Raw genomic sequence first — 20,029 nt, 5'->3', positions numbered from 1 at the left:
TCCTCCACAGTTGTTATTTTTTTAAATTGCTATATTAAATAGGCTGAAACCACAATCGGAAAATTGACTCCTATCGTCCCCGCGCGCACTGTCGCCTCACGTAAAGGCGCATCCGGAGTTCCGCGATCGCAGCCGCTTCAATGCTGTCGGCGACCCAAGCGGCCGCGCGGCAATAGTCATGGAGAAGAAGTCAGCTTGACCGGAAAGGGCAGTAACTCCGTCAAGGTTCGGCACTACAACGAGCGCTTCGTGCTCGATGCCATCCGCCGCCTGAAGGAGGCATCCAAGTCCGATCTGGCGCGCGCGGCAAACCTGACGCCGGCAGCGGTCGCCGCCATTGTCGACGGGCTGGAGTCGTCCGGATTCGTAAAGCAAGTGGGAAAAAGATTCGGACAGCGCGGATCGCCATCCACGCTCTATCGGCTTACGCCTGAGCGAATCTACAGTGTCGGCGTCAAGATCGGCCGGCGTGCCCTCGAAGCCGTGCTGGTCGACTTTGCCGGCGAGGTGCGTGCCCGCGAGTCGCACGAATACCGCTTTCCCGATCCTGATCTGGTGCTCAAGGCCGGTAACACGGCGCTCGCCAATTTCGGCAAGCTGATCGGCGGGCTTGGCGATGCCAGCATCGTCGGCGTCGGCATCGCTTCGCCTTATTTCCTGGGCGGCTGGAGCGAGGAACTCGGCTTTCCCGACGACCTTGGTCGAAGATGGGAAGCGATCGACCTGACGACATTCTTCGCGACGCGACCGAAGAATCCGGTGTTTGTAGAAAACGATGCATCCTCGGCGGCGCTGGCGGAACTCATCCAGGGGGCCGGCGCGCGGTTCCGCGACTTTATGCATATCTCGATCGATACCTTCGTCGGCGGCGGGCTAGTGCAAGGGGGCAAGGTCCATACCGGGCCCCACGGTAACAGCGCCGCGCTCGGCCCTTTGCCGGTCTCGCCATCAAGCCTTGATTCGGTGGCCGCCAAGCCGGCGCGCTACCAAAGCCTGCTGCATCGCGCTTCCATATATGTGCTGGTCAATCATCTCAGGTCTCGCGGAATCGAGATCAATCGCGTGCGGGAACTGGACCCGCTTCCGCCGGGGGCGCGCGAGCCGCTGTTCGAATGGATCGACGATTGCGCGAACGCGCTGGTCGAGGCGATCATCGCCATCACGTCCGTCATCGACATCGAGGCGATCGTTCTCGACAGCATCCTGCCGCGGCCGATCCATCTCGAGTTGCTGGCAAGGGTGCAGACCCAGTTCAACCGGATCAGCGCCATCGGTATCGTGGCGCCGGAAATCGTGTCGGGGCAATTCGGCGCCGAGGCCTCGCCTATCGGCGCGGCAATGCTGTCGTTCTCGGCACTGCTGGCTCCCGACAGCAGCGTGCTGATGATCGGCAAGGACAAAACTAGGCTGCTGGGCAGCCTCTCGACGCTGGCTGGTTAACCGGCCAACAAAGGCAATGGGGCACATGGCGTAACTGCCATATCCGACGCGAATTGCTCATTCTTGCATTTAAGTGGCAAGCTCGATTGATCACAGCGACTAGAGCCTTCGGCACATCCGCCTCAGGAACTTTCGCTAGTGCAGGGTCAATCGCCCGGCGTTGTCAGCCGTGGCCGATTTACTAGTCTGGCCATATGGCGCCCGAGAAACTCCGCTCCTATCGAAGCAAACGCGATTTTTGAAGACGATCGAACCGATCGGCGCCTCCTCGACAAGCTCGGTGCGTCGAACAATTCGGAAGAACGCAGAGCACGCCACCTCTACGGCGACAGATGATCCTCCCCTTCACAGAGTTCCCGCGTCATCTGCAACCGAGGCCTGTGGATTGCTGTTCCCGGTAAGCTATGGCGGCGTAAGCTCCCGCCTTCCGCTTGCGGCTTTTGGCACGGATTCATGTGCGAGTTGTTACTATAGGATCGGAAAACTCCGAGTGCTCTCGAATTCACGACGAGCACCGCAAAATGTCACCCAGCGACGAAATCCGCAGGGCAGGTCGGGGAACCGAGCCAGGTGGGTCTGGCCGGCGAAGACAAAATCGAGGAACCGACTGAGATAGACGCAACGGGAGCCGCCGAGGACTGGAGGTCCTAGAAAACGGCCGTCCTGGTCGATCACGCTGCCCCCTGTGGGGTTCGCTCCCTCGATCCAAACCACCACTTTCGATGGGAAGCGCGTTCAGGCTCCACCCGGCTCAAGCGGGCACGAGCCACCGCAACCACGGCGAGGCCGGCGCTGTGATCGAGGAGATCCGTCGAAGTGTGCAGGGAGTCGGCCACCATTCGGTTGAAGCAGTTGGTCAACTCACCTCCACGACCACTCGCATTGCGGCAAGCTCTGGTAGCCAGGGAAGCTCATCAGCGCGTCTTGGCGTCGACCCGCCGTCCTGGACTCGAACACCCTCAACTCCAGCCCTGGAGCAACCCTGAGTCAAACAGAGCATATCCCAGCGCACAAAGAGGCGCCCGCAGCTACAGAGTTCTGGCCAATCTCGAAACCGAGGATTCTCACACGTTCACGACCGTCACCTTCGACGCCAAGCCGATCCACGAAAACACAGAATGATTGACGCGCAACCCCAAATAGCCTGAAAAGAGAACCAGCGAGATCCTCCGGTTGGACACCGGTCGCCCCGCGGTTGGAAACGGCAGATGTGGGCTCCGGATGGTCCGGTCAAACCTGTGCTGCTCGATGATACCGTGGCCGGCCCTGGATCTTTACATTTTCCGACATTGTCATGGATTTTCATGACTGCGCTTTACGCTATCTTGCGGTTTCTTTACAAGTTCTTGCAGGAAAAGCCATTTTCAGCCGAGCGCCCGTTTTCACGTCTGTGAATTTCCGGACGGTCAAGTTGGTGCCGGAAGCTGCTGTCACCGTAGAAAAAGGCGAACCGTGTCCCAAGACATGATGTAGCGGACGACGATGTGCGTCGCGCGCCGGCAATCGTCGAGACGATCTGCGTCCACTGCCGGCACGCTGACGAGGGATCATCCCTCCCCCTCTGGATGCTTCCGGAACGTCCTCCGGCGGCGGCAAACTCCGCTGCAGGAGAAGAACGCGATCAAGCAGTGCCTTCGCAGTGTTATGGCTCCACCTACCGCCGCGGGGTGAGGTGATATTTTGGTCGTTCAACGATCTCGCCAACGCAGATGGCGACAGCGCCGAGCCTGGCGGCAGTTTCGCGTTCTCGGCGAGAACAACGTCCTTCAATCGGAGTGCCATCCTGTCGGCGCGCTGGATATTGCCTTGAGTCCCATTCCGGAAGTTCGAGTGCTTGACGCTCCGCGCCTCGCCCGCCTTCAGCAGCCCCAGTTTGACTAGGTTGGATCGCGTGTTCCGCGTGTGTGCGGCTGTAGCCAAGATGGCAGTCCGTGCAACATCGGGGACCGATTGCCACCGTCTGCGAAGACGCTGGTCCCAAATGTCCACTGTGCAATTGTTGAGTGCGTGCTCGCAGTCCTGGATCTTGTTCGCAGGCGCCTCCGCCAACAGGGAGGCGATGTCAGCCACAGCTATAGCTGCGCCGGCCTTCTTGGCCTCGCGGATAGCCATGTGGAACTCGGGACGCTCGCAAAATGGCGAGCGGCGATTGGTCGTCCAGGAATACCGCTCGTGGATTATCTCGATGTCACCCAGCTTCTGTCCCAATAGTATCGATGCTCGCTGGGCGCGCACGCTCGATACTGCCGCGAGATCCTTGTTGGAACGCGGGGCGCGTCTGACGTAGGCGAAAACGAATACGACAACCTGCAGCACCGATACCATTTACATTCCTAAACCATGTTAAGGCAACTAGATGAGCTGGAGATCGTCTGAGCGACCTGGCCTCGAGCTGCCCCGACCGCGCCGTGAGACGACCCAACAACATTTCTCCACGGACTCCGGCGTCCTTCCAACGACTGCCTTCGAGGGGGAACGCTGGCCTGCAAGGACGGCGCGATTCGGCCGCGATCTGCGTCTAATAACTTGATCTACACACAGGGCCTCTGTTCCCTTCACCTCACAGACCTTCTCTGACGTAGACCGAGATGACGGAGTGCGTGAATGACCTGACGCGTCAACGCCTCGTATTGAACCATGGTCGAGAATCGTCCGGCGCCGCGGCGAGAGGTTGCCTCCAACGCCTTGACGCTCTTCTTTGAACGCTTCCTTATCGCTTCCCGCTCTCGACGTTTCACCTCGTCCATCGCCTCCAGACCGACGATGCCTGTCACGAGAAACTTCTTCCGGCGGTCTTGCTCGATCGCGTTCGTGACCGCCTGCAGCGCCAGCGTCGACCGGCGACCTGGCTGCTCGAACGTCGGCAGCAGGAACTTGAAATACAGGCCCTGGAATTTCTGGAAGCTGAAGGCTGCGAGATCGTCGATGCTGGTGATGCCGATCTTCCTAAGCTCCGACTCGAGCAGGGTCACCTCCAGCCGCACCCGGCGCTCACCATCGGGCAGGATCTTCATCGCGCCGGTCGCCTTGTTCTGCTCGTCAATGACCTTCACCATCGTTCGCCGCGACGATGAACTCCCCTTGGCGCCGGCATAGTAGGTCGCGTCGAAGGGCGTCATGAGGTCCTTGTCGGTCCGAAGCAGAAACTCATCGCGCAGTTTTGGCGCGACTTTGTTGTAGGCAAGGACGTAGCCGGTCTGTTCCTTCGCCTTTCCCCAAGCGAACCTCGGCCGATCGTTGAGATCCGTGATGACGTCGCGGCTGGGAAGATGTGTCCTGACCAGGACACCGAACATCCAGGCGAGAGCTTCCTCGGAATACACGCGCGGCCGGGCATCGAAGCTGATCTCCATGCCCCTGAACTCCGGCGGTTCGAGGAGCTTCCATTTCCGGTCGATGGCCTCGACAGCCTTCTTGACCTCACCGAGCAGCGGCTCCTGGAAGCGGATCCTGAATTTCGTTCCTTCGGCCGGGTCGTCCAAGTCCTCTACCCATGGACTGTCGCCGGTCGCGTGCCTGATCTCATCGTTGATCCACCGCTCCTGAGTGGACCTGTCCAGAACCACGCGCAACTCGAGCCAGTCGATCACCGCGCGGCACGTATACGCCTTCAGGTCGATCACAGGCTTGAGCGTATATCGTCCATCGAAACGAGCCTGGCTCTTGCTGACCAACTCCGGCTGGAATTCGAGATGATACCTATTGGTCGACTTCATGGCGCTTAGTGAGACCTTGGGTCGGGCCGAATCGGTTGAAGGCATGCTCTATGCGTCTCGAGGATTGCGGTCACCAGCGACCCGCTGCTACTTCCGGTCATGCTGTCGTCCTAGCCGCGCGACAGGGCCCGTTCAACCCACCGAGCGTTCGTCAGAGGCCGCGCCCAGTTTGACTCTGAGGAGCTCACTGGTAGGCACGTTCTTAATTTGGCACTCAGCGTCCGTCTGGGCATCAACCCGCACCAGCGAGCTTTTGTGTCGATTCTGAGCGCATCGCTGACGCACGGTAGCCCGCAGTGGCGACATCGCAACAGGTTGGTCTGCCTCCGCTTGGTTGACCGGAGACGGCTGCCGATGCATCGAAACTTCTCTACACCTATGCAGGTGCCATCCGCTCGGCTTCATCGGCGCTCGAATTGAAGTCTTCGATGCGCCGGAAGAGCTCATCTACCCGACCGTTGTCGAACACGTGATCGGGGCCGGTCGGCGCTATGTCGATGAACGGCGGCTCGTAGAGGATGGCAGGATCCATGAAGCCCTTCTCGGTCAGGTGCTCCACAACCAGGCCTATGAATTCGATCTGCTGGTGGGTGGCGCCACCATGGGCGATGAACCCCGCAAAGGCCTCGCCCACCGCGGTCCGGTCGAGCCCCACCAGCGAGCGCACGAAGCGCCCGAAGCCGTGGCTTGTCTCCTTGGCGCGCGCGATGTCCTCCGGCCCGGCAATGCCCGACTCCCGCACGAGACGCTCGAGTTCAGCCAGGTCGTAAGCAGTCAGCGGCTTGCCTTGCCGGACCTTGCCCAGCACCAGGTTGCCGTCGAGACCCGTGAGGAAATGACGGGCCTTCGCCTTGAACCTCGCGAAATCCGCCTCGCCGACTTGCGGTAGCTCCACTTCCTCGCCGATGCCGATTTCGTCGGCGAAGTTCGAATAGACGACCGCCTTCTTGCCCTTGTCGATGTGCTGGATCAGATCGCGCAGCCGCAGGCGGACGAATTCGAGCAGCGGAACGGTCACGCCCTCCCACCACTCGACGGTCTGGATCTCCTCGATCAGCGCGGCACGAGCGGCAATGCCGGGGATCGCAGTCTGGTCCTCCAGCGCCGAGGCGATCTCCAGCAACTGCTTCTTTAATTGGTCGAAGCGCCTCGAGCCCTTCAGCAGCGCAAGCTCAAGCTGGAACATCAGGAGGTCAAAACGCTTCGCCTCTTCGGTTCCCAACTCGCGGGAGGAAGGCAGCGGCGCGATGTCATCGACAAGCTCCTGGCGCTTCCCCTCGTCGATCAACGTCCAGGCTTCATCCTCCTGGTATTTTTCGACAGTGCGGCGTTTCTGACGCACGATAAAGTTGTCGAGGTTCAGGCCGGCAACAGTCTCACGCAGCACCGCCAAGGCGCTTGCGGCCACCTCCTCCTCGCTCGGCGGTGTCTCCGGTGCGCCAGGCCCGTCATAGGGCGCCTGATCGCCCGCCGAAAAACCCTTCTGGCGCTTGCCGTCCAGGGCGCGAACCAGATCGACCCTTGCCGCGAACAGCCGTGCCGAAAGAGACTTGGCCGCGCTCACCTCCTTGATCTCCGGATTGGCGCCGAAGAATTCGAGGTTCTGGCAGTAGTCGAAGACGCGGAAGAATTCCTTGTCCCGGCCAGGGCCGAACAGGTCGGGGCAGAGCCGCGTGCCGCGGCCCATCATCTGCCAGAACTTCGTCTTGGAGCGTAGCTGCTTGAAGAAGACGAGGTTGAGCACCTCCGGCACGTCGATGCCGGTGTCGAGCATGTCGACGGAAATGGCGATGTGCGGCGCCTTGTTCTTCCTCGAAAAGTCGTCGATCAGCGTCTGCGCGTAAGGCCCGCTCTCATAGGTGATGACGCGCGCGAAATGGCCGGCGAGCGACGGATACGCCGCGTTGAAGCGATCCGCGATAAATTGTGCGTGCTGCTGGTTCTTGGCGAAGATGATCGTCTTGCCGAGCCGGTCGCCACCCTCGACCTTCAGCCCGTTCTGCATCAGATGCGCGATCACCTGGTCGACCGTGTCGGTGTTGAACAGCCGCTTGTTCACCTCGGCGGCGTCCACGCTGTCGGGGATCTCCTCCTCGCCCCATTCTAGCATGTCCCACTGGTCTTTCTCCTCCTCGGAAAGGTCGTCGTAGCGCAGGCCGGAGCGGACGATTTTGAGCGGCACCGAGATTGCCACCGGGGGCACGAGATGCCCCTCGGCCACGGCCTGCTCGAGTGAATAGGCGTCGGTCGGCACGCCGTCCTCGAGGTCGAACAGCGAATAGGTGTTCTTGTCGATCTCGTCCTTCGGCGTCGCGGTCAGCCCGACGAGGAAACTGTCGAAATAGTCGAAGATGGCGCGGAACCGCCGGTAGACCGAACGGTGCGCCTCGTCGATGACGATGAGGTCGAAATGGCCGGGTCCGAACTTTGCCTTGCCTTCCTGCCTTCCGTCGATGAGGTTCATCATCGTCGGATAGGTCGACAGAAACACCCTCCCCTCGCTCGTTCGTTCGGTCACCAGATTGACCGGCGCCGAATCCGGCAGATGCGCCTTGAAGGCGCCAGCCGCCTGGTTCACCAGCGCGACGCGGTCGGCGAGGAACAGCACGCGCTTCACCCAGCCGGCGCGCATCAAAAGGTCGACCAGCGCGATGACGGTGCGCGTCTTGCCGGAACCGGTCGCCATGACAAGCAGCGCCTTGCGCTCGCCCTCCTCCTCGAAGGCTTTGGCGATCGCCCGGATGGCGCGCTGCTGATAGGGCCGCTTGTCGCCGGCGATCTTCGTGTTCAGCTTCGTCTCGGCGAGTTTTTTGCGGCCGGTGCGCCGCTGGATCAGCAGCTCCAACTCGTCGCGCTTGTAGAAGCCGCCGACCTGGCGCGGCGGATAGCGGACATCGTCCCAGATCCAGTGCTCGTAGCCGTTCGAGTAGAAAATGACCGGCCGCTGGCCGTAGCGGGCTTCCAGCCGGTCGGCATAGAGTTTTGCCTGCTGCTGGCCCTGCCGTGCGTCTTTGCGCGTGCGCTTGGCCTCGACCAGCCCGAGAGGCTTGCCGTCGGCGCCCCACAGCACATAGTCGACGAAGCCGACGCCCTCGTTGTTGGGCATGCCCTCGACACGGAACTCCGTATCCTCCAGCCGGTCCAGCGTCCAGCCGGCCTCGCGCAGGTAGGTATCGATGTAACGGTCGCGGGTCTCGGCCTCGTTGTAATCGTGCGTCGACGGCGTCGCCTCGGCGGCCTTCCGCGCCGCCGCCACCTCGGCGCGCAGCCGCGTCAGTTCCTCGTCGAGATTCTGCCTGTCGGCGAGCAGCTTGGTCAGCTCGCCGTTCCTGGCGTCGAGTTCGGCCTGCTGCGCCTTCAGATGCGCAAACGCCTTCTTCAAGGTCTCGTCGCGGCGCGCCAGCACCGAGGCGTCGAAGGCCAGCCCTTCCGCCGGTTTGTCGCGCCGCGCATAGGTGCGCGCCAGCCAGAAGCAGACGTGGAACAGCTCCTTGACCGCGCCGGCGGCGTCCTGCGGCCGGATCGTCCTTTCCTCATGCACGGCGCGGTTGCGCAGCGTGTTGATCAGTTTTGCCTTGGCGAATACCGCCTCGCCGGCCGCGCGGCGAAAGCTCGGCTCGTGCAGCAGCGCGGCGATGTTGTCCTGGTAGGGCAGTTTCAGGCCGGGATCGGTGCGGAACGCCCATTTGACGGCTAGCTCGACCGTCTTGCCGGCGAAGAACGCCGCCGCAGTCGGCGACACGCCCGCCTGCCGCTCGGCCTCGACCGCCGCCTCGTGGACGGTCGGAAACTCGGCGGCGAGGAAGGCGAAGTTGGACATACGCGGGGCCGGCCTGCCTACTCGGCCGCGTCGATCATCTCGATGTCCTTCCGCAACAACACATTGACCAGCGTGCTCAACGAGACGCCGCGCGCCGCCGCGCGTTCGGATAAATAGTCGAGCACGTCAGGATCGAGATGCACCGGCGGCACCAGACGGGCGCCCGCGCGGTGGAACTTGCCGCGCTCGGCGGCGGAGAAATCGTATTCTTCCTTCATTGAATCACCCGGTTTCATACTGCCTGACCTCGCGGCGCGTCGGCGCCCTGGCCGAAATGATGCGTATTGCTGCCCGCTCGCCGGAGAGTTCGACGAAGGTATGCACCATGACCAGCAGTTTGCCCGTGCCGTTCCTGCCCAGCGTAACCCATCTCTCCTCACTTTCGCCAGACTCATCGTCCAGCCGCGACAGCGCAAGCGGGTCGGCAAGGACGCTGATTGCCTCTTCAAAATTCACGCGGTGCTTGCGGCGGTTGGTCTCCGCCTTGCCCGGATCCCAATCGAATTCATAGCGAACGCCGGTCATGGCCCGATTCCCGCCGCCGCCTCGTGGACGGTCGGAAACTCGGCAGCGAGGAAGGCGAAGTTGGACATGGCCTAAGGCTTACGCCAAGACCATGAAATCGCAAGTTGATTTCCAGGGACGAAAACGCTTTGCGCTTATGACGTGTCGATGTATTTCGGCGCCTGCCGGATCGGACAGTAATACCCGTCGCTGTTGTTGTTCTTCGAAATCCGGCGCGAACGAGAGGCCTGAGCGCGGGCGGGGTGCGGCGGCGGCGAGCCCAAAAACCCGCCTGCCCGTCTCGCCGTCCGGTCCGCGTCAAGACTGGCGGCAAGCCGCGCGGCATGCGCCGAAAGACCGTCCAGCGCCGACGCCAGCGCGCGCAGGCACGAGGCGAGGCGCATGGCCTCGTCGGCACTGTCGCCGCCCTGTCGAAACGCCATCGGCTCCGGGCGCGCGCCCCGCAACGCCTCGATGACGAACTCCCGCGCGACGGCCTCGGCCGGACGCAGGAGCCAGATCACCAGGCCGCGAAGCGGGCGCGGCCGGCCGGCCACACGCTCGGCCAGCCCGGCCAAGGCGATGAGCATGACCGCGATGCGCCTGAGCGCCTGCCCCTCCATCGCCAAGTCCATCAAAACCTCCGTTCAACTCGAGGGCATTATGCGCCTGTCGGCAGCGAGGGGGATGGACCGCAGCCCGACAATCGCGGGCTGCATTGATTTTAAACGGAAATATTTTTGATGGGGCGTAAAAATGCGGATTTCCATACCCGCATTCAAGGCCGGGGATGGCGGGCGTGCCAGCCCCCTTCGGCCCGGTTCGCGCAGATTCAGGCATGAAAGTCGGCGCGCCAGGCGGCAGGCCGCAACACGACGAACCTGTCCAGCGGCGGAACCAGCTCGAAGGCACGCGGCTGGCGGGCGAAGTCATAGAGCCTGACGAGCCGAAAGGCGTCCGCCCGTTCCTCTGAAAACGCCCTTTCGTTCTCCGACATGAAGAACGGCGTCGTCTTCTCTCCGATGGTCGTCTTCACCTCGATCAGCCGCTCGCCGCCTGCAGGGTCGAAGGAACGGATGTCGTAGCCCGCGCCGTCTCCGTCCTCCGCCGCCACCCAGCGCACCTTTCGCGCGAGATCGGTGCGGTCGGCAGCGCGCAATGACGCCTGCTCGCTGAAGAATATGCGCTCCTCGCCCTGGCGTCCGAGGTCGCGGTTACGCGCATCGCGCAACGCCGGGTCGAATTTTCGGACGATCCGCTCCAGCGCCGGCGGCACGGCCTCCGTCGTTCCGGCCGGCGGGGCCTCCAGGAAGATGGCGTCGGCGTCCCCGAATCCGGCCGTGTCGATCCTGTCGACAAGCGGCTCGAACACCGACGGCCGCGCGTTCAGATAACGTTCGATGCCGTCGATCAAGGCGCGCTGGAAATTCGGCATCGGCTTGTAGCCATCGATCCAGGGCATGCCGAGCCGCAGCAGCACGGCGCTGATGTTCTGGTGCTTGAACTCGATGGAGCCGCGGCCACGGCCGGTCAGTTGCTGAAGTGCCGCGTTGCGCTCGGCCTTGACCAACGGCTCACCGCGCAGTTCGAGCCCGAGCATGTCGAAATAATCGGCGACGATCAGGTCGATCTCGCGGTCGGTCCAGTCGGTGCCGGCAACCGCGTCGGACATGGTCAGAGATGACCCGAAAAGGCGCGGTGCCGGAGGGAGGAGAAAAGCTTCTCCAGATGGAGATTAGCCATATGTGCACGATCAGCTTGTTTCTTAACTGTCAGAACCATTCTTTCAAAGCGGCGTTGCTCCTCGATGGGTGGAAGAGGAATCTGAAACTTCTTTAGACTGTCCAAGGTCACAGTCTTCTGCGCAATGCCCCTCGCCAGCGCATCTGCTTGTCTCATTACGACCGGAGACTCTAGTGCATGTGAAAGGTAGGTCGACACTATATATTCGCTCTTAGTTTTTAGATGGGCAATATGCCGTTGAAAAACGAAATCTGTCTCTCCGTCGACAACTGCTGCATTCCCGTAAGAGCCTACTGCAGTGTAGAGAACATCGCCTTTCTCGATCGGAGTGCGTCGCGTCAGATTCTCGAATTCCGCATATGAAACGAACTTATTCGTTTCATAGTTGATATTCTGCCCTCGAACATTTGACACGAACAAGAACGGCACACCTTGCGTTGCCCATTTAGGCGATTGATGTGTTCCATCCGTAACCTTACTGCAAACGTCCGCAACCGATATTGAGACGCGCACATCCCCAAACATTCCCAGAAAAATCGACTGCGCGAGGCTGTCGAGCAGTTCGATGGCACGCTTGCGCTTGCGGCGCAGCGCATCCGCCTTGTCCAGGATCGCCGCGATCCGCCGCTGCTCGGAGAACGGCGGGAGCTTGATTCGCAACTCATTGGCTCGGGAGATCGTAAGAGTTCCCACCGTTGATCCCGATCCGGCTTCAACTTGGCTTTTAATTGCGTGGTGCGCAAAAGCATGTTCGAAGAATCTAGAACATATTTTCTGCCTCGGATGGAAAAGCAGAACGCTTGCGTCCTTGTAATAGAACCTGTCGGTCGGCTGAACCTGATAACAAGCGCCAAGCGTGCCAACGGCGGAGACCATAAGATCGCCAGGTTTCGGAACACCGAAGCGTTTTCCCATTTCGTCGTATAAATCTTCGGAGATAAAAAGATCATTATCTACATAGCCGTCACGCGCTAGTTTCACGATTTCACGAGCCCTATAAAATGGAACGCCGCTCTGTTTCCACTGACGCTCAAGAACACGCTTGCTGGAAGAAATGTCAAATATTTCGCCAAACGATATTTCTGGCCAAGTGCAGTGAGTAGACATCACAGCATCGCCTCCAGTTCCTCAAGCCCCTCAGCGATCTCCTTCTCCAGCACCTTCAGCTCGGCGATGATCTCCTTCGGGTGGCGGTGATCGGGGGCCTCGTGCACCACCTCCTTGTAGCGGTTGATGGAGAGGTCGTAGCCGGCGGCGACTATGTCCGCCTTGGGCACACAAAAACTCTGATCGGTGCGTGCGCGGCTACGCTCCGCGCCCGCCCGCTCGGCCCAGCGCGCGGCGATATCCGGCAGGTTGTTCTTCGCCAGTTCCTCGTCGGTCAGCGTGACGTTGACGAAGTGCCCGGCCTCGCGATGGCCCGGCATTGGGCCGAGCTTTTCCGCCACCAGCAGCGGCGTGCGCTTGTCGTCCAGCGAAAAGCCGTCGGCCTGGCAATCGTAGAACCACACATGGTCCGTGCCGCCGGAATTGGTCTTGGTGAACAGCACGATCGCCGTCGACACGCCGGCATAGGGCCGGAACACGCCGGACGGCAGTTTTACGATGCCGTCCAGCCGGTGGTCCTCGACCAGCATGCGGCGGATTTCCTTGTGCGCGGTCGACGAGCCGAACAGCACGCCGTCCGGCACGATCACCGCCGCGCCCGCCGGGCTTCAGCAGCTTCAGGAACAGCGCCATGAACAGAAGTTCGGTCTTCTTGGTCTTGACGATCTGGAGCAGGTCCTTGGCCGTCGTCTCATAGTCGAGCGAGCCGGCAAAGGGCGGATTGGCGAGCAGCAGCGAATAGCGGTCGCTGTCGCCGGCATGTTCCTGCGCCAGCGAATCCTTGTAGCGGATGTCCGGGCGCTCGACGCCGTGCAGCGTCATGTTCATCGAGCCGATGCGCAGCATGGTCTGGTCGAAGTCGAAACCATGAAACATCTCCTCGTGGAAATGGTCACGCGTCTCGACTTCGTGGAACAGTTTTGGATGGCTGTCGCGCAGATACTCGCCGGCCGCGACGAGAAAACCGCACGTGCCGCAGGCCGGATCGACGATGACGTCCTTCGGCGTCGGCGCCGTCATCTCCACCATCAGCGCGATGATGTGGCGCGGCGTGCGGAACTGGCCGTTCTGGCCGGCGGTCGCGATCTTGCCCAGCATGTATTCGTAGAGGTCGCCCTTGGTGTCGCGGTCCTCCATCGGGATGTTGGCCAGCAGGTCGACCACCTTGGCGAGCAGCGCCGGCGTGGGGATCGTGAAACGCGCGCCCTTCATGTGAGTCGCGTGCGCCGTGCCGTCCTCCGCCATCGAGCGCAGGAACGGGAAGACGTGCTCCGACACGATCGTGAACATCGTGCCGGGATCGCGGTTCTTCAGGCGCGACCAGCGCATGTCCTCGTAGGCGATGCCGCCGCCGGCGCCGATGCCGTCCTTGCCTTCGGGGAAGATGCGCCGCTCGATCGGCCGGCGCAGGCGGTTGGCCTTGTTCTCCTCGCGGGTATGCGCCTCGTCGAGCCCGCGCATGAACAGCAGGTAAGTGATCTGCTCGATCACCTCGATCGGGTTGGCGATGCCGCCCGCCCAGAAGGCGTTCCACACCTGGTCGATTTTCGAGCGCAGTTCACCTGTGATCATTTTCCCTCAAGCATCATCGAACGACCTGATCGATACGGCCTAACTTCCGGCTCGCTCAGGCAGATTTCCATGCCGCGGTTTTCTAGCAGGCCGATCGTGTGGTGTCGCGCCCGACTCTGACGGCGCGGTCGGGTAGCCGTCCAGTCCGGCGGCCCCCTGTTTCCTCTGCAGCACCATAAGAATCAGACTGCGTGACCAAATCAAAGACGCCCGGCTTTGCCAACGGCAAGCAGTCGCCGTCGAAACCAGCAGGCGGTCGACGGGAGCTCGGATTCTGACTGACGCACCTCCTCCGATCTTCTAATCCTGGGAGACCCCTCGCGGCCATGCGCAGGTGCAATGGGCCCATCGAGCCAGTAACATTTTTGTGAACTGATCTCGACGCTGCCCCTCGGCCCGACCGCTATAACATGAAAGATGAAGCCCCCTCTCCTCACGCCCGCCGAAGCGGCCAAGTATCTCAGCGTCTGCCCCAAGCATCTGAAGCTTCTGGCGGACGCGGGGCAGATCGCGTGGGTGAATATCGCGCTCGACCAACTGCGGCCTGTGCGACGCTACCGCAGTGAGGACCTGGAGGCTTTCATCGAAGAGAGGAGACAGCGGACGTGTCGCTATACCGAAAACACGGCAAACCAGAATTCCACTATGACTTTACCATTCAAGGTCGTCGATTTTCAAAGTCCACCGGCACGGGCAATCGGCGCGAAGCGACACGCATAGAGGCGCAAGCTAAGCGCGAAGCGCAGGAGCAGACGAGGACCGCAAGGCAGTTCGTCTCTTCTGGTCCAATGACGTTCGAGATTGCTTCGTCGCGCTACTGGCACGAGGTTGGTGAGCACCTGGCCAACAAGGAAGATTGTTTTCGATACCTTGGCTGGCTGATCAACTTCTTTGGGAAGAGCACCACCCTCGATAACGTCACTGACTCCCTTGTCGCGGCGATGGTCGCCAAGCGCCGCGTGGAGACGCATCGCGGCAAGCGACTCTCGTTGGCTACGGTCAATCGATCGACCGTTGTCCCTCTTCGTGGACTCATGTTGCGGGCCAGGAAGTCCTGGAAGGTGCCGGTCGCCGAAATCAACTGGGGCCAGCACCTGCTCAAAGAGGTGAAGGAAATCGTGCGCGAAGCGAGCCGCGACGAAGAGGCGCGGGTTGTCGCCGCCATGCGCGACGACTATGCACCCGCTGTGCGCTTTGCCTTCCTCACAGGCTGCCGTCGGATGGAGGTCGTCAATCTCACCTGGTCGCGCATCGACATGGCAGGCCGCACGATCACCATCATTGGTAAGCGGGATAAGACGCGTGTCATTCCGATGACCACGGTGGTCTACGAGTTACTTATTGCCGAATTGGGTGTTCACCCGACCGCCGTATTCACCTATCGGGTCCGGAAGACCAGGAAGGATCGTGGTCTCGTCAGGGGCGAGCGACGGCCTATCACGATGGAGGGCTTCAAGACTGCTTGGCGCCGATATAAGGGTCTTTCCGGCGTCGAAAACTTCCGGTTCCACGATACGCGTCACACCGCTGCGACGCGGACGCTGCGCGCTAGCAATCTGAAGGTTGTTCAACAGATGCTCGGTCACAGCGACATTGCCACCACCGTCAAGTATGCCCACGCGATGCTCGATGACGTGCGTGCCGCGATGGAAGCTGCGAACCACACCGAAAGCCCCACCAGCGCGGACGATGCGGTCGTTAAGACGTTGAATTTGGATAAGAAATCTGCCTGAACAACCCTGATCCCAAATCAGGTGCGCTACCAGGCTGCGCTACACTCCGGCGCGCCCTCTTTAGGGTGGAGCGGTCCGCAAAGCAAGTTCACATCCAGCCTTAATGCATGCGATTTCCTGGAGCGCGCGTGACAAGACGCCGTCTCCGGTCAAAGAGGTTGGCGCCAATCAAAATCGCGATTCGTTCTCAGGCATGGAACCGGCAGCCGCGGCGCAGGCCGGCGTGTGCTTCCTGCAGGACTACATCCGATGCAACGGCGTCGCGGACAGCGGCGCGCGCCGAAATGCGACGGCCGGGGGATTTGTCTGGCCGTTTCAACTCGATCGATTGCCGATCCGAGCGGCGCAGCCGGCTTCCTTCCGTCACACCTTCAGCAGCCACTCGTGCTCGGTCGCGTTGTGGAATTTCCAGGTGCGCTTCGGACCCGCCATGACGTTCAGATAATAGAGGTCGTAGCCGTGGCAGGCGGCGCAGGGGTGGTAGCCCTTCGGCACCAGGACGATGTCGCCGTCCTCCACGGCAAACGCCTCGTCGAGCGAGCGGTCGTCGGTGTAGACGCGCTGGAAGGCAAAACCCTGCGGCGGGTTGAGCCGGTGATAATAGGTCTCCTCGAGATAGGACTCGGCCGGCAGGTCGTCCCGGTCGTGCTTGTGCGGCGGATAGCTGGAGGTGTGCCCGCCGGGCGTGATCACCTCCACCACCAGCAACGAATCGGCCGGCTCGCTTTCGGGCAGGATATTGGTGACGTAGCGGGTGTTGGCGCCCTTGCCGCGCACCTCCTGCTTGACGTCGTCCGGCCCGATGACGCGGGCCGGGAGCTCCCTTCCCAGCCCCGGCGCCAGGCAGACGGCGAGTTCCAGCTCGGTCTCGGCGGTCACCGACCACTGAGAGTCCTGCGGCACGTAGAGCGACCAGGGTTTTCCGACGAAGGGCGACATGCGCCCGCCGAGCACACCGAAATCCTCGCCGTCGGCGCTGGCCTCGCCCTTGCCGGTGACGAACACCAGGCAGGCCTCCTGCGCGCCGGTACCCGCCGACACGGTCTCGCCGGGAGCCAGCCGGTGCAACTCGAAACCGACATAGGTCCAGCCGGCGCTCTCCGGCGTGATCCTTGCGGCAAGCCCGGTGCCGGCCTTCGGCTTCACCAGGAGCTTCGACATCGGCTACTCCTCCTTCTTGTTGGACTCGAGTTTCTCGGCCTCGGGTTTTGGGTAGTTCAGCAGATACATCCAGGCGCCGTAGACGCCCATGCCGCCGGCTAGCACGCCCCAGAATGGCTGTCCGCTGTAAAATTCGAGGGCCGACCAGGCGGCGCAGACCGCGACGATGGCGACACGGCGCCACAGCGGGCGGAGCCAGGGGTGGTCGCGGTCGTTGGCCATGCGGCTCTATCCGTTCGGTTCTGATTCGATCACGGCTACAGGATCGCCGCCGTGATCGGTCATACCACGCTCACGCGTTCGGAAAACCCTGCGTCTCGACCGTGTAGCCGGCTGAGGTCATCACCCGCATCAGTTCCTTGTGACCCACCTGCGCCATCTTCAGCGGCGGATTCTTCTTCGGGTCCTGCTCGGCCTCGACCACGAACCAGCCTTCGTAGCCGTGATCGGCGAAGCGCTGCACGATGGCGCCGAAATCCAGCGACCCGTCGCCCGGCACGGTGAAGGCACCGAGCGCCACCGCGTCGAGGAAAGACTGTTTCGACCAGTTGAGACCGTCGATCACCGGCTGGCGGATGTCCTTCACATGCACGTGGCTGATGCGCTTGTGGTGCCTGTCGATGGCGCGCAGCACGTCGCCGCCGGCAAAGGCCAGGTGCCCGGCGTCAAGCAGCAGCGGAATCCCCTCCCCGGAAAGATTCATGAAGACGTCGAGCTCGTGCTCGAACTGGACGACCGCCGCCATATGGTGGTGGTAGGACAGCGGCATGCCCTGCCCGGCGCACCATTCGCCGAATTCGGTCACGCGTTTCGCATAAGCCCGCATCTCGTCGTCCGACAGCACGGCTTTTTCCGCGAGCGGTTTCGAGCGGTCGCCCTGGATCGAGCGGCCGACCTCGCCATAGACGATGCACGGCGCGTTCACCGCCTTGAACAGGTCGATCATCGGCTGGATACGGTCCTTGTTGGCGGAAATATCCTCGTCGACCAGCGTGCCGGAAAACCAGCCGCCGCACAGCGTCACGTCAGCCTTCTTCAGGATCGGCAGCATAATGTCTGGGTCATTCGGGAAACGCCGGCCCATCTCCATGCCGGTGAAGCCGGCCGAGCGCGACTGGCGCAGGCACTCTTCCAGCGAAACGTCGTCGGAGAGTTCGACAAGATCGTCGTTCCACCATGCGATGGGGGACATGCCTAGTTTGGCTTTCAAAGTTCTCTCCGCTTTCTACCTCCCCCTTGTGGGGAGGTCGGCGGGCGCAGCCCGCCGGGTGGGGGTGATTTTGACCGGGCAGCGGTTAGGACCCCTACCCGTCCTTCGGACCCACGCGCCGACCCTCCCCACAAGGGGGAGGGTGAGCAGCCTGCTTACAGCCGCTGCCCCTTCAGCGCGTCCTCGTATTTCTTCCGCGCCGCATTCACCGTCGGCCGCACCGAAACCTCCGGCACCGCGACGTCCCACCAGTGGCCGCCGGCCTCGGTCGAGATCAGCGGATCGGTGTCGATGACGATGACGCTGGTCTTCGTGTCGGCCTCGGCTTCCTTCAGCGCGCGCTCGAGTTCGGCGATCGAAGCGACTTTTCGCGCCACAGCGCCCATCGCAGCGGCATGCGCGGCGAAATCGATCTCCGGCAGCACCTCGTGTTTTGCGTCCTTCAGCAGATTGTTGAAGTTCGCCCCGCCGGTCGCCATCTGCAGCCGGTTGATGCAGCCGAAACCGCGATTGTCGAGCACCACGATGGTCAGTTTCTGGCCGAGCATCACCGAGGTGGCGATCTCGGAATTCATCATCATGTAGCTGCCGTCGCCCAGCAAGACGATCACGTCGCCGTCCGGTTTCGCCAGTTTCACGCCAAGCCCGCCGGCGATCTCGTAACCCATGGTCGAAAAGCCGTATTCCATGTGGTAGCTGCCCGGCGCGCCGGCCTGCCACAGCTTGTGCAACTCGCCCGGCAGCCCGCCCGAGGCGCAGACCACCGTAGCGCCGGAGCCGCGCGCCCGCAGCACCGCGCCGATGACGTGCGCGTCCGACGGCAGAGCGTTGGTCGGATCGGTCACCGCCTTCGCCGCCTTCAGCCAGTCGACCTTGGCGGCCTTGGCCGTCGAGACCCAGGAGTCCGGCGACTTCCAGCCCTTCAGCCGCGCCTCCAGCGCTTCCAGCCCGGCGCGCGCATCCGCCACCAGCGGCAGCCCGCGATGTTTTCCGGCGTCGAACACCTGGGCATTCAGCCCGACGATCTTCACCCCCTCCGCCTTGAACAGCGCCCACGATCCCGTGGTGAAGTCCTGCAGCCGCGAGCCGACCGCCAGCACCACGTCCGCCTGCTCCGCCAGCAGGTTCGAGGCCGACGACCCGGTGACGCCGACCGAACCCATATTGAGCGGATGGTCGTGCGGCAGGCTGGATTTTCCGGAATTGGTCTCCATCACCGGAATGCCATGCGTCTCGGCAAACGCCTTCAGCGTCTCGGCGGCTTCCGAATAGAGCACGCCGCCGCCGGCGATGATCACGGGCTTTTCCGCCGCCTGCAGCGCCGCTACGGCTGCGTCCAGTTCGTCCGCGTCCGGCTGCGGGCGGCGCGGCGTCCACACGCGCTCGGCGAAAAAGCTTTCCGGATAGTCGAAGGCTTCCGCCTGCACGTCTTGGCAGAGCGCCAGCGTCACCGGCCCGCAATCGGCCGGATCGGTCAGCACCTGCATGGCGCGGTTCAGCGCCGGAATGATCTGCTCCGGCCTTGTGATGCGGTCGAAATAGCGCGACACCGGCCGGAACGCGTCGTTGGCGCTCACCGTGCCGTCACCGAAACTTTCCACCTGCTGCAGCACCGGGTCGGGCGTGCGGTTGGCGAACACGTCGCCGGGCAAAAGCAGCACCGGCAGGCGGTTGACGTGGGCGAGTGCGGCCGCCGTCACCATGTTGGTGGCGCCCGGCCCGATCGAGGAGGTCGCCGCCATGAAGCGCCGGCGAAAGCTCGCCTTGGCGAAGGCGATGGCCGCATGCGCCATCGATTGCTCGTTATGCGCACGATAAGTCGGAAGCTCGTCGCGCACCTGGTAGAGCGCCTCGCCGAAGCCGGCGACGTTGCCGTGGCCGAAAATAGCGAAGACGCCGCCGAAGATCGGCACTTTCTTGCCGTCGATCACCGTCATCTGCCGCGTCATGTAGCGCGCCAGCGCCTGCGCCATGGTCAGGCGGATGGTCTTGGTCATTCTTTTCCTCCCGAACCGTGGATCTT

Annotated in this window: 15 protein-coding genes and 1 pseudogene; 3 read left to right on the top strand and 13 right to left on the bottom strand. The window is 62.3% G+C overall.

The genetic code is table 11. The features are described from left to right. The first annotated feature begins 63 nt into the window (after positions 1–63). Positions 64–1,440, top strand: a complete 1,377-nt coding sequence (locus tag RB623_RS09885; protein WP_308056624.1) for an ROK family transcriptional regulator — start codon at positions 64–66, stop codon at positions 1,438–1,440. 1,320 nt (positions 1,441–2,760) lie between these two features. On the opposite strand, the gene RB623_RS09880 is transcribed toward RB623_RS09885, so the two are convergent. From RB623_RS09880 to RB623_RS09840, 9 genes and pseudogenes are all read right to left on the bottom strand, one after another. Further along, positions 2,761–3,765, bottom strand: a complete 1,005-nt coding sequence (locus RB623_RS09880; RefSeq protein WP_308056623.1) for a hypothetical protein — start codon at positions 3,763–3,765, stop codon at positions 2,761–2,763. Positions 3,766–3,995: 230 nt separating this feature from the next. Then, the gene (locus tag RB623_RS09875) at positions 3,996–5,063 is read right to left on the bottom strand and encodes a hypothetical protein (protein WP_308056622.1); all 1,068 of its coding nucleotides are present in this window, start codon (positions 5,061–5,063) and stop codon (positions 3,996–3,998) included. 469 nt (positions 5,064–5,532) lie between these two features. Next, on the bottom strand, positions 5,533–8,976 hold the full coding sequence (locus RB623_RS09870; RefSeq protein WP_308056621.1) for a DEAD/DEAH box helicase family protein: 3,444 nt from the start codon (positions 8,974–8,976) through the stop codon (positions 5,533–5,535). A 17-nt stretch (positions 8,977–8,993) separates the two neighbouring features. Beyond that, positions 8,994–9,194 (bottom strand): hypothetical protein, encoded by a 201-nt coding sequence (locus RB623_RS09865; RefSeq protein WP_308056620.1) that lies wholly within the window; start codon positions 9,192–9,194, stop codon positions 8,994–8,996. A gap of 4 nt (positions 9,195–9,198) precedes the next feature. Then, positions 9,199–9,501 (bottom strand): BrnT family toxin, encoded by a 303-nt coding sequence (locus RB623_RS09860; protein ID WP_308056619.1) that lies wholly within the window; start codon positions 9,499–9,501, stop codon positions 9,199–9,201. A 134-nt stretch (positions 9,502–9,635) separates the two neighbouring features. Then, the gene (locus tag RB623_RS09855; protein ID WP_308056618.1) at positions 9,636–10,115 is read right to left on the bottom strand and encodes a hypothetical protein; all 480 of its coding nucleotides are present in this window, start codon (positions 10,113–10,115) and stop codon (positions 9,636–9,638) included. Between the two features lie 197 nt (positions 10,116–10,312). Further along, positions 10,313–11,152 carry a DUF3883 domain-containing protein gene (locus tag RB623_RS09850; RefSeq protein ID WP_308056617.1) on the bottom strand — a complete coding sequence of 280 codons (840 nt, stop codon included), beginning with the start codon at positions 11,150–11,152 and terminating at the stop codon, positions 10,313–10,315. 2 nt (positions 11,153–11,154) lie between these two features. Next, positions 11,155–12,330: a restriction endonuclease subunit S gene (locus tag RB623_RS09845; RefSeq protein WP_308056616.1), complete on the bottom strand. Its 1,176-nt coding sequence runs from the start codon at positions 12,328–12,330 to the stop codon at positions 11,155–11,157. Then, positions 12,330–13,902 (bottom strand): annotated as a pseudogene (locus RB623_RS09840) (N-6 DNA methylase). Before RB623_RS09840 ends, RB623_RS09845 begins: the two are co-directional and overlap by 1 nt. A 417-nt stretch (positions 13,903–14,319) precedes the next feature. Between RB623_RS09840 and RB623_RS30365 the strand changes: the two are divergent. Both RB623_RS30365 and RB623_RS09835 read left to right on the top strand, forming a co-directional pair. Next, positions 14,320–14,622 (top strand): helix-turn-helix domain-containing protein, encoded by a 303-nt coding sequence (locus RB623_RS30365; RefSeq protein ID WP_374121663.1) that lies wholly within the window; start codon positions 14,320–14,322, stop codon positions 14,620–14,622. Continuing rightward, on the top strand, positions 14,508–15,635 hold the full coding sequence (locus tag RB623_RS09835; protein ID WP_308056615.1) for a site-specific integrase: 1,128 nt from the start codon (positions 14,508–14,510) through the stop codon (positions 15,633–15,635). The genes RB623_RS30365 and RB623_RS09835 overlap by 115 nt, the downstream gene beginning before the upstream one ends. A 363-nt stretch (positions 15,636–15,998) precedes the next feature. Here RB623_RS09835 and iolB read toward each other — a convergent pair whose 3' ends face one another. The 4 genes from iolB to iolD all read right to left on the bottom strand — a co-directional run bounded on the left by iolB (position 15,999) and on the right by iolD (position 20,003). Then, positions 15,999–16,796: a 5-deoxy-glucuronate isomerase gene (gene iolB / locus RB623_RS09830; protein WP_308056614.1), complete on the bottom strand. Its 798-nt coding sequence runs from the start codon at positions 16,794–16,796 to the stop codon at positions 15,999–16,001. 3 nt (positions 16,797–16,799) lie between these two features. Continuing rightward, positions 16,800–17,018 carry a DUF3329 domain-containing protein gene (locus RB623_RS09825; RefSeq protein ID WP_308056613.1) on the bottom strand — a complete coding sequence of 73 codons (219 nt, stop codon included), beginning with the start codon at positions 17,016–17,018 and terminating at the stop codon, positions 16,800–16,802. 70 nt (positions 17,019–17,088) lie between these two features. After that, positions 17,089–18,006, bottom strand: a complete 918-nt coding sequence (gene iolE / locus RB623_RS09820) for a myo-inosose-2 dehydratase (RefSeq protein ID WP_308056612.1) — start codon at positions 18,004–18,006, stop codon at positions 17,089–17,091. Between the two features lie 155 nt (positions 18,007–18,161). Beyond that, a complete protein-coding gene (gene iolD / locus RB623_RS09815) occupies positions 18,162–20,003 on the bottom strand; it encodes a 3D-(3,5/4)-trihydroxycyclohexane-1,2-dione acylhydrolase (decyclizing) (protein WP_308056611.1) in 1,842 nt (613 codons plus the stop codon). Positions 20,004–20,029 lie beyond the last annotated feature (26 nt).

The organism is Mesorhizobium sp. LHD-90 (genome assembly GCF_030929505.1).
In the GTDB taxonomy this organism is placed as follows: domain Bacteria; phylum Pseudomonadota; class Alphaproteobacteria; order Rhizobiales; family Rhizobiaceae; genus Kumtagia.
This window is presented reverse-complemented; position numbering and strand designations above follow the sequence as displayed.

What these genes read in the sequence shown, in the direction of transcription:
- RB623_RS09880 (WP_308056623.1), bottom strand. Translation starts at nt 3,765, where the DNA reads ATGGTATCGGTGCTGCAGGTTGTCGTATTCGTTTTCGCCTACGTCAGA.
- RB623_RS09870 (WP_308056621.1), bottom strand. Translation starts at nt 8,976, where the DNA reads ATGTCCAACTTCGCCTTCCTCGCCGCCGAGTTTCCGACCGTCCACGAG.
- RB623_RS09865 (WP_308056620.1), bottom strand. Translation starts at nt 9,194, where the DNA reads ATGAAGGAAGAATACGATTTCTCCGCCGCCGAGCGCGGCAAGTTCCAC.
- RB623_RS09860 (WP_308056619.1), bottom strand. Translation starts at nt 9,501, where the DNA reads ATGACCGGCGTTCGCTATGAATTCGATTGGGATCCGGGCAAGGCGGAG.
- RB623_RS09855 (WP_308056618.1), bottom strand. Translation starts at nt 10,115, where the DNA reads ATGGACTTGGCGATGGAGGGGCAGGCGCTCAGGCGCATCGCGGTCATG.
- RB623_RS09850 (WP_308056617.1), bottom strand. Translation starts at nt 11,152, where the DNA reads ATGTCCGACGCGGTTGCCGGCACCGACTGGACCGACCGCGAGATCGAC.
- RB623_RS09845 (WP_308056616.1), bottom strand. Translation starts at nt 12,330, where the DNA reads ATGTCTACTCACTGCACTTGGCCAGAAATATCGTTTGGCGAAATATTT.
- RB623_RS30365 (WP_374121663.1), top strand. Translation starts at nt 14,320, where the DNA reads ATGAAGCCCCCTCTCCTCACGCCCGCCGAAGCGGCCAAGTATCTCAGC.
- iolB (WP_308056614.1), bottom strand. Translation starts at nt 16,796, where the DNA reads ATGTCGAAGCTCCTGGTGAAGCCGAAGGCCGGCACCGGGCTTGCCGCA.
- RB623_RS09825 (WP_308056613.1), bottom strand. Translation starts at nt 17,018, where the DNA reads ATGGCCAACGACCGCGACCACCCCTGGCTCCGCCCGCTGTGGCGCCGT.
- iolD (WP_308056611.1), bottom strand. Translation starts at nt 20,003, where the DNA reads ATGACCAAGACCATCCGCCTGACCATGGCGCAGGCGCTGGCGCGCTAC.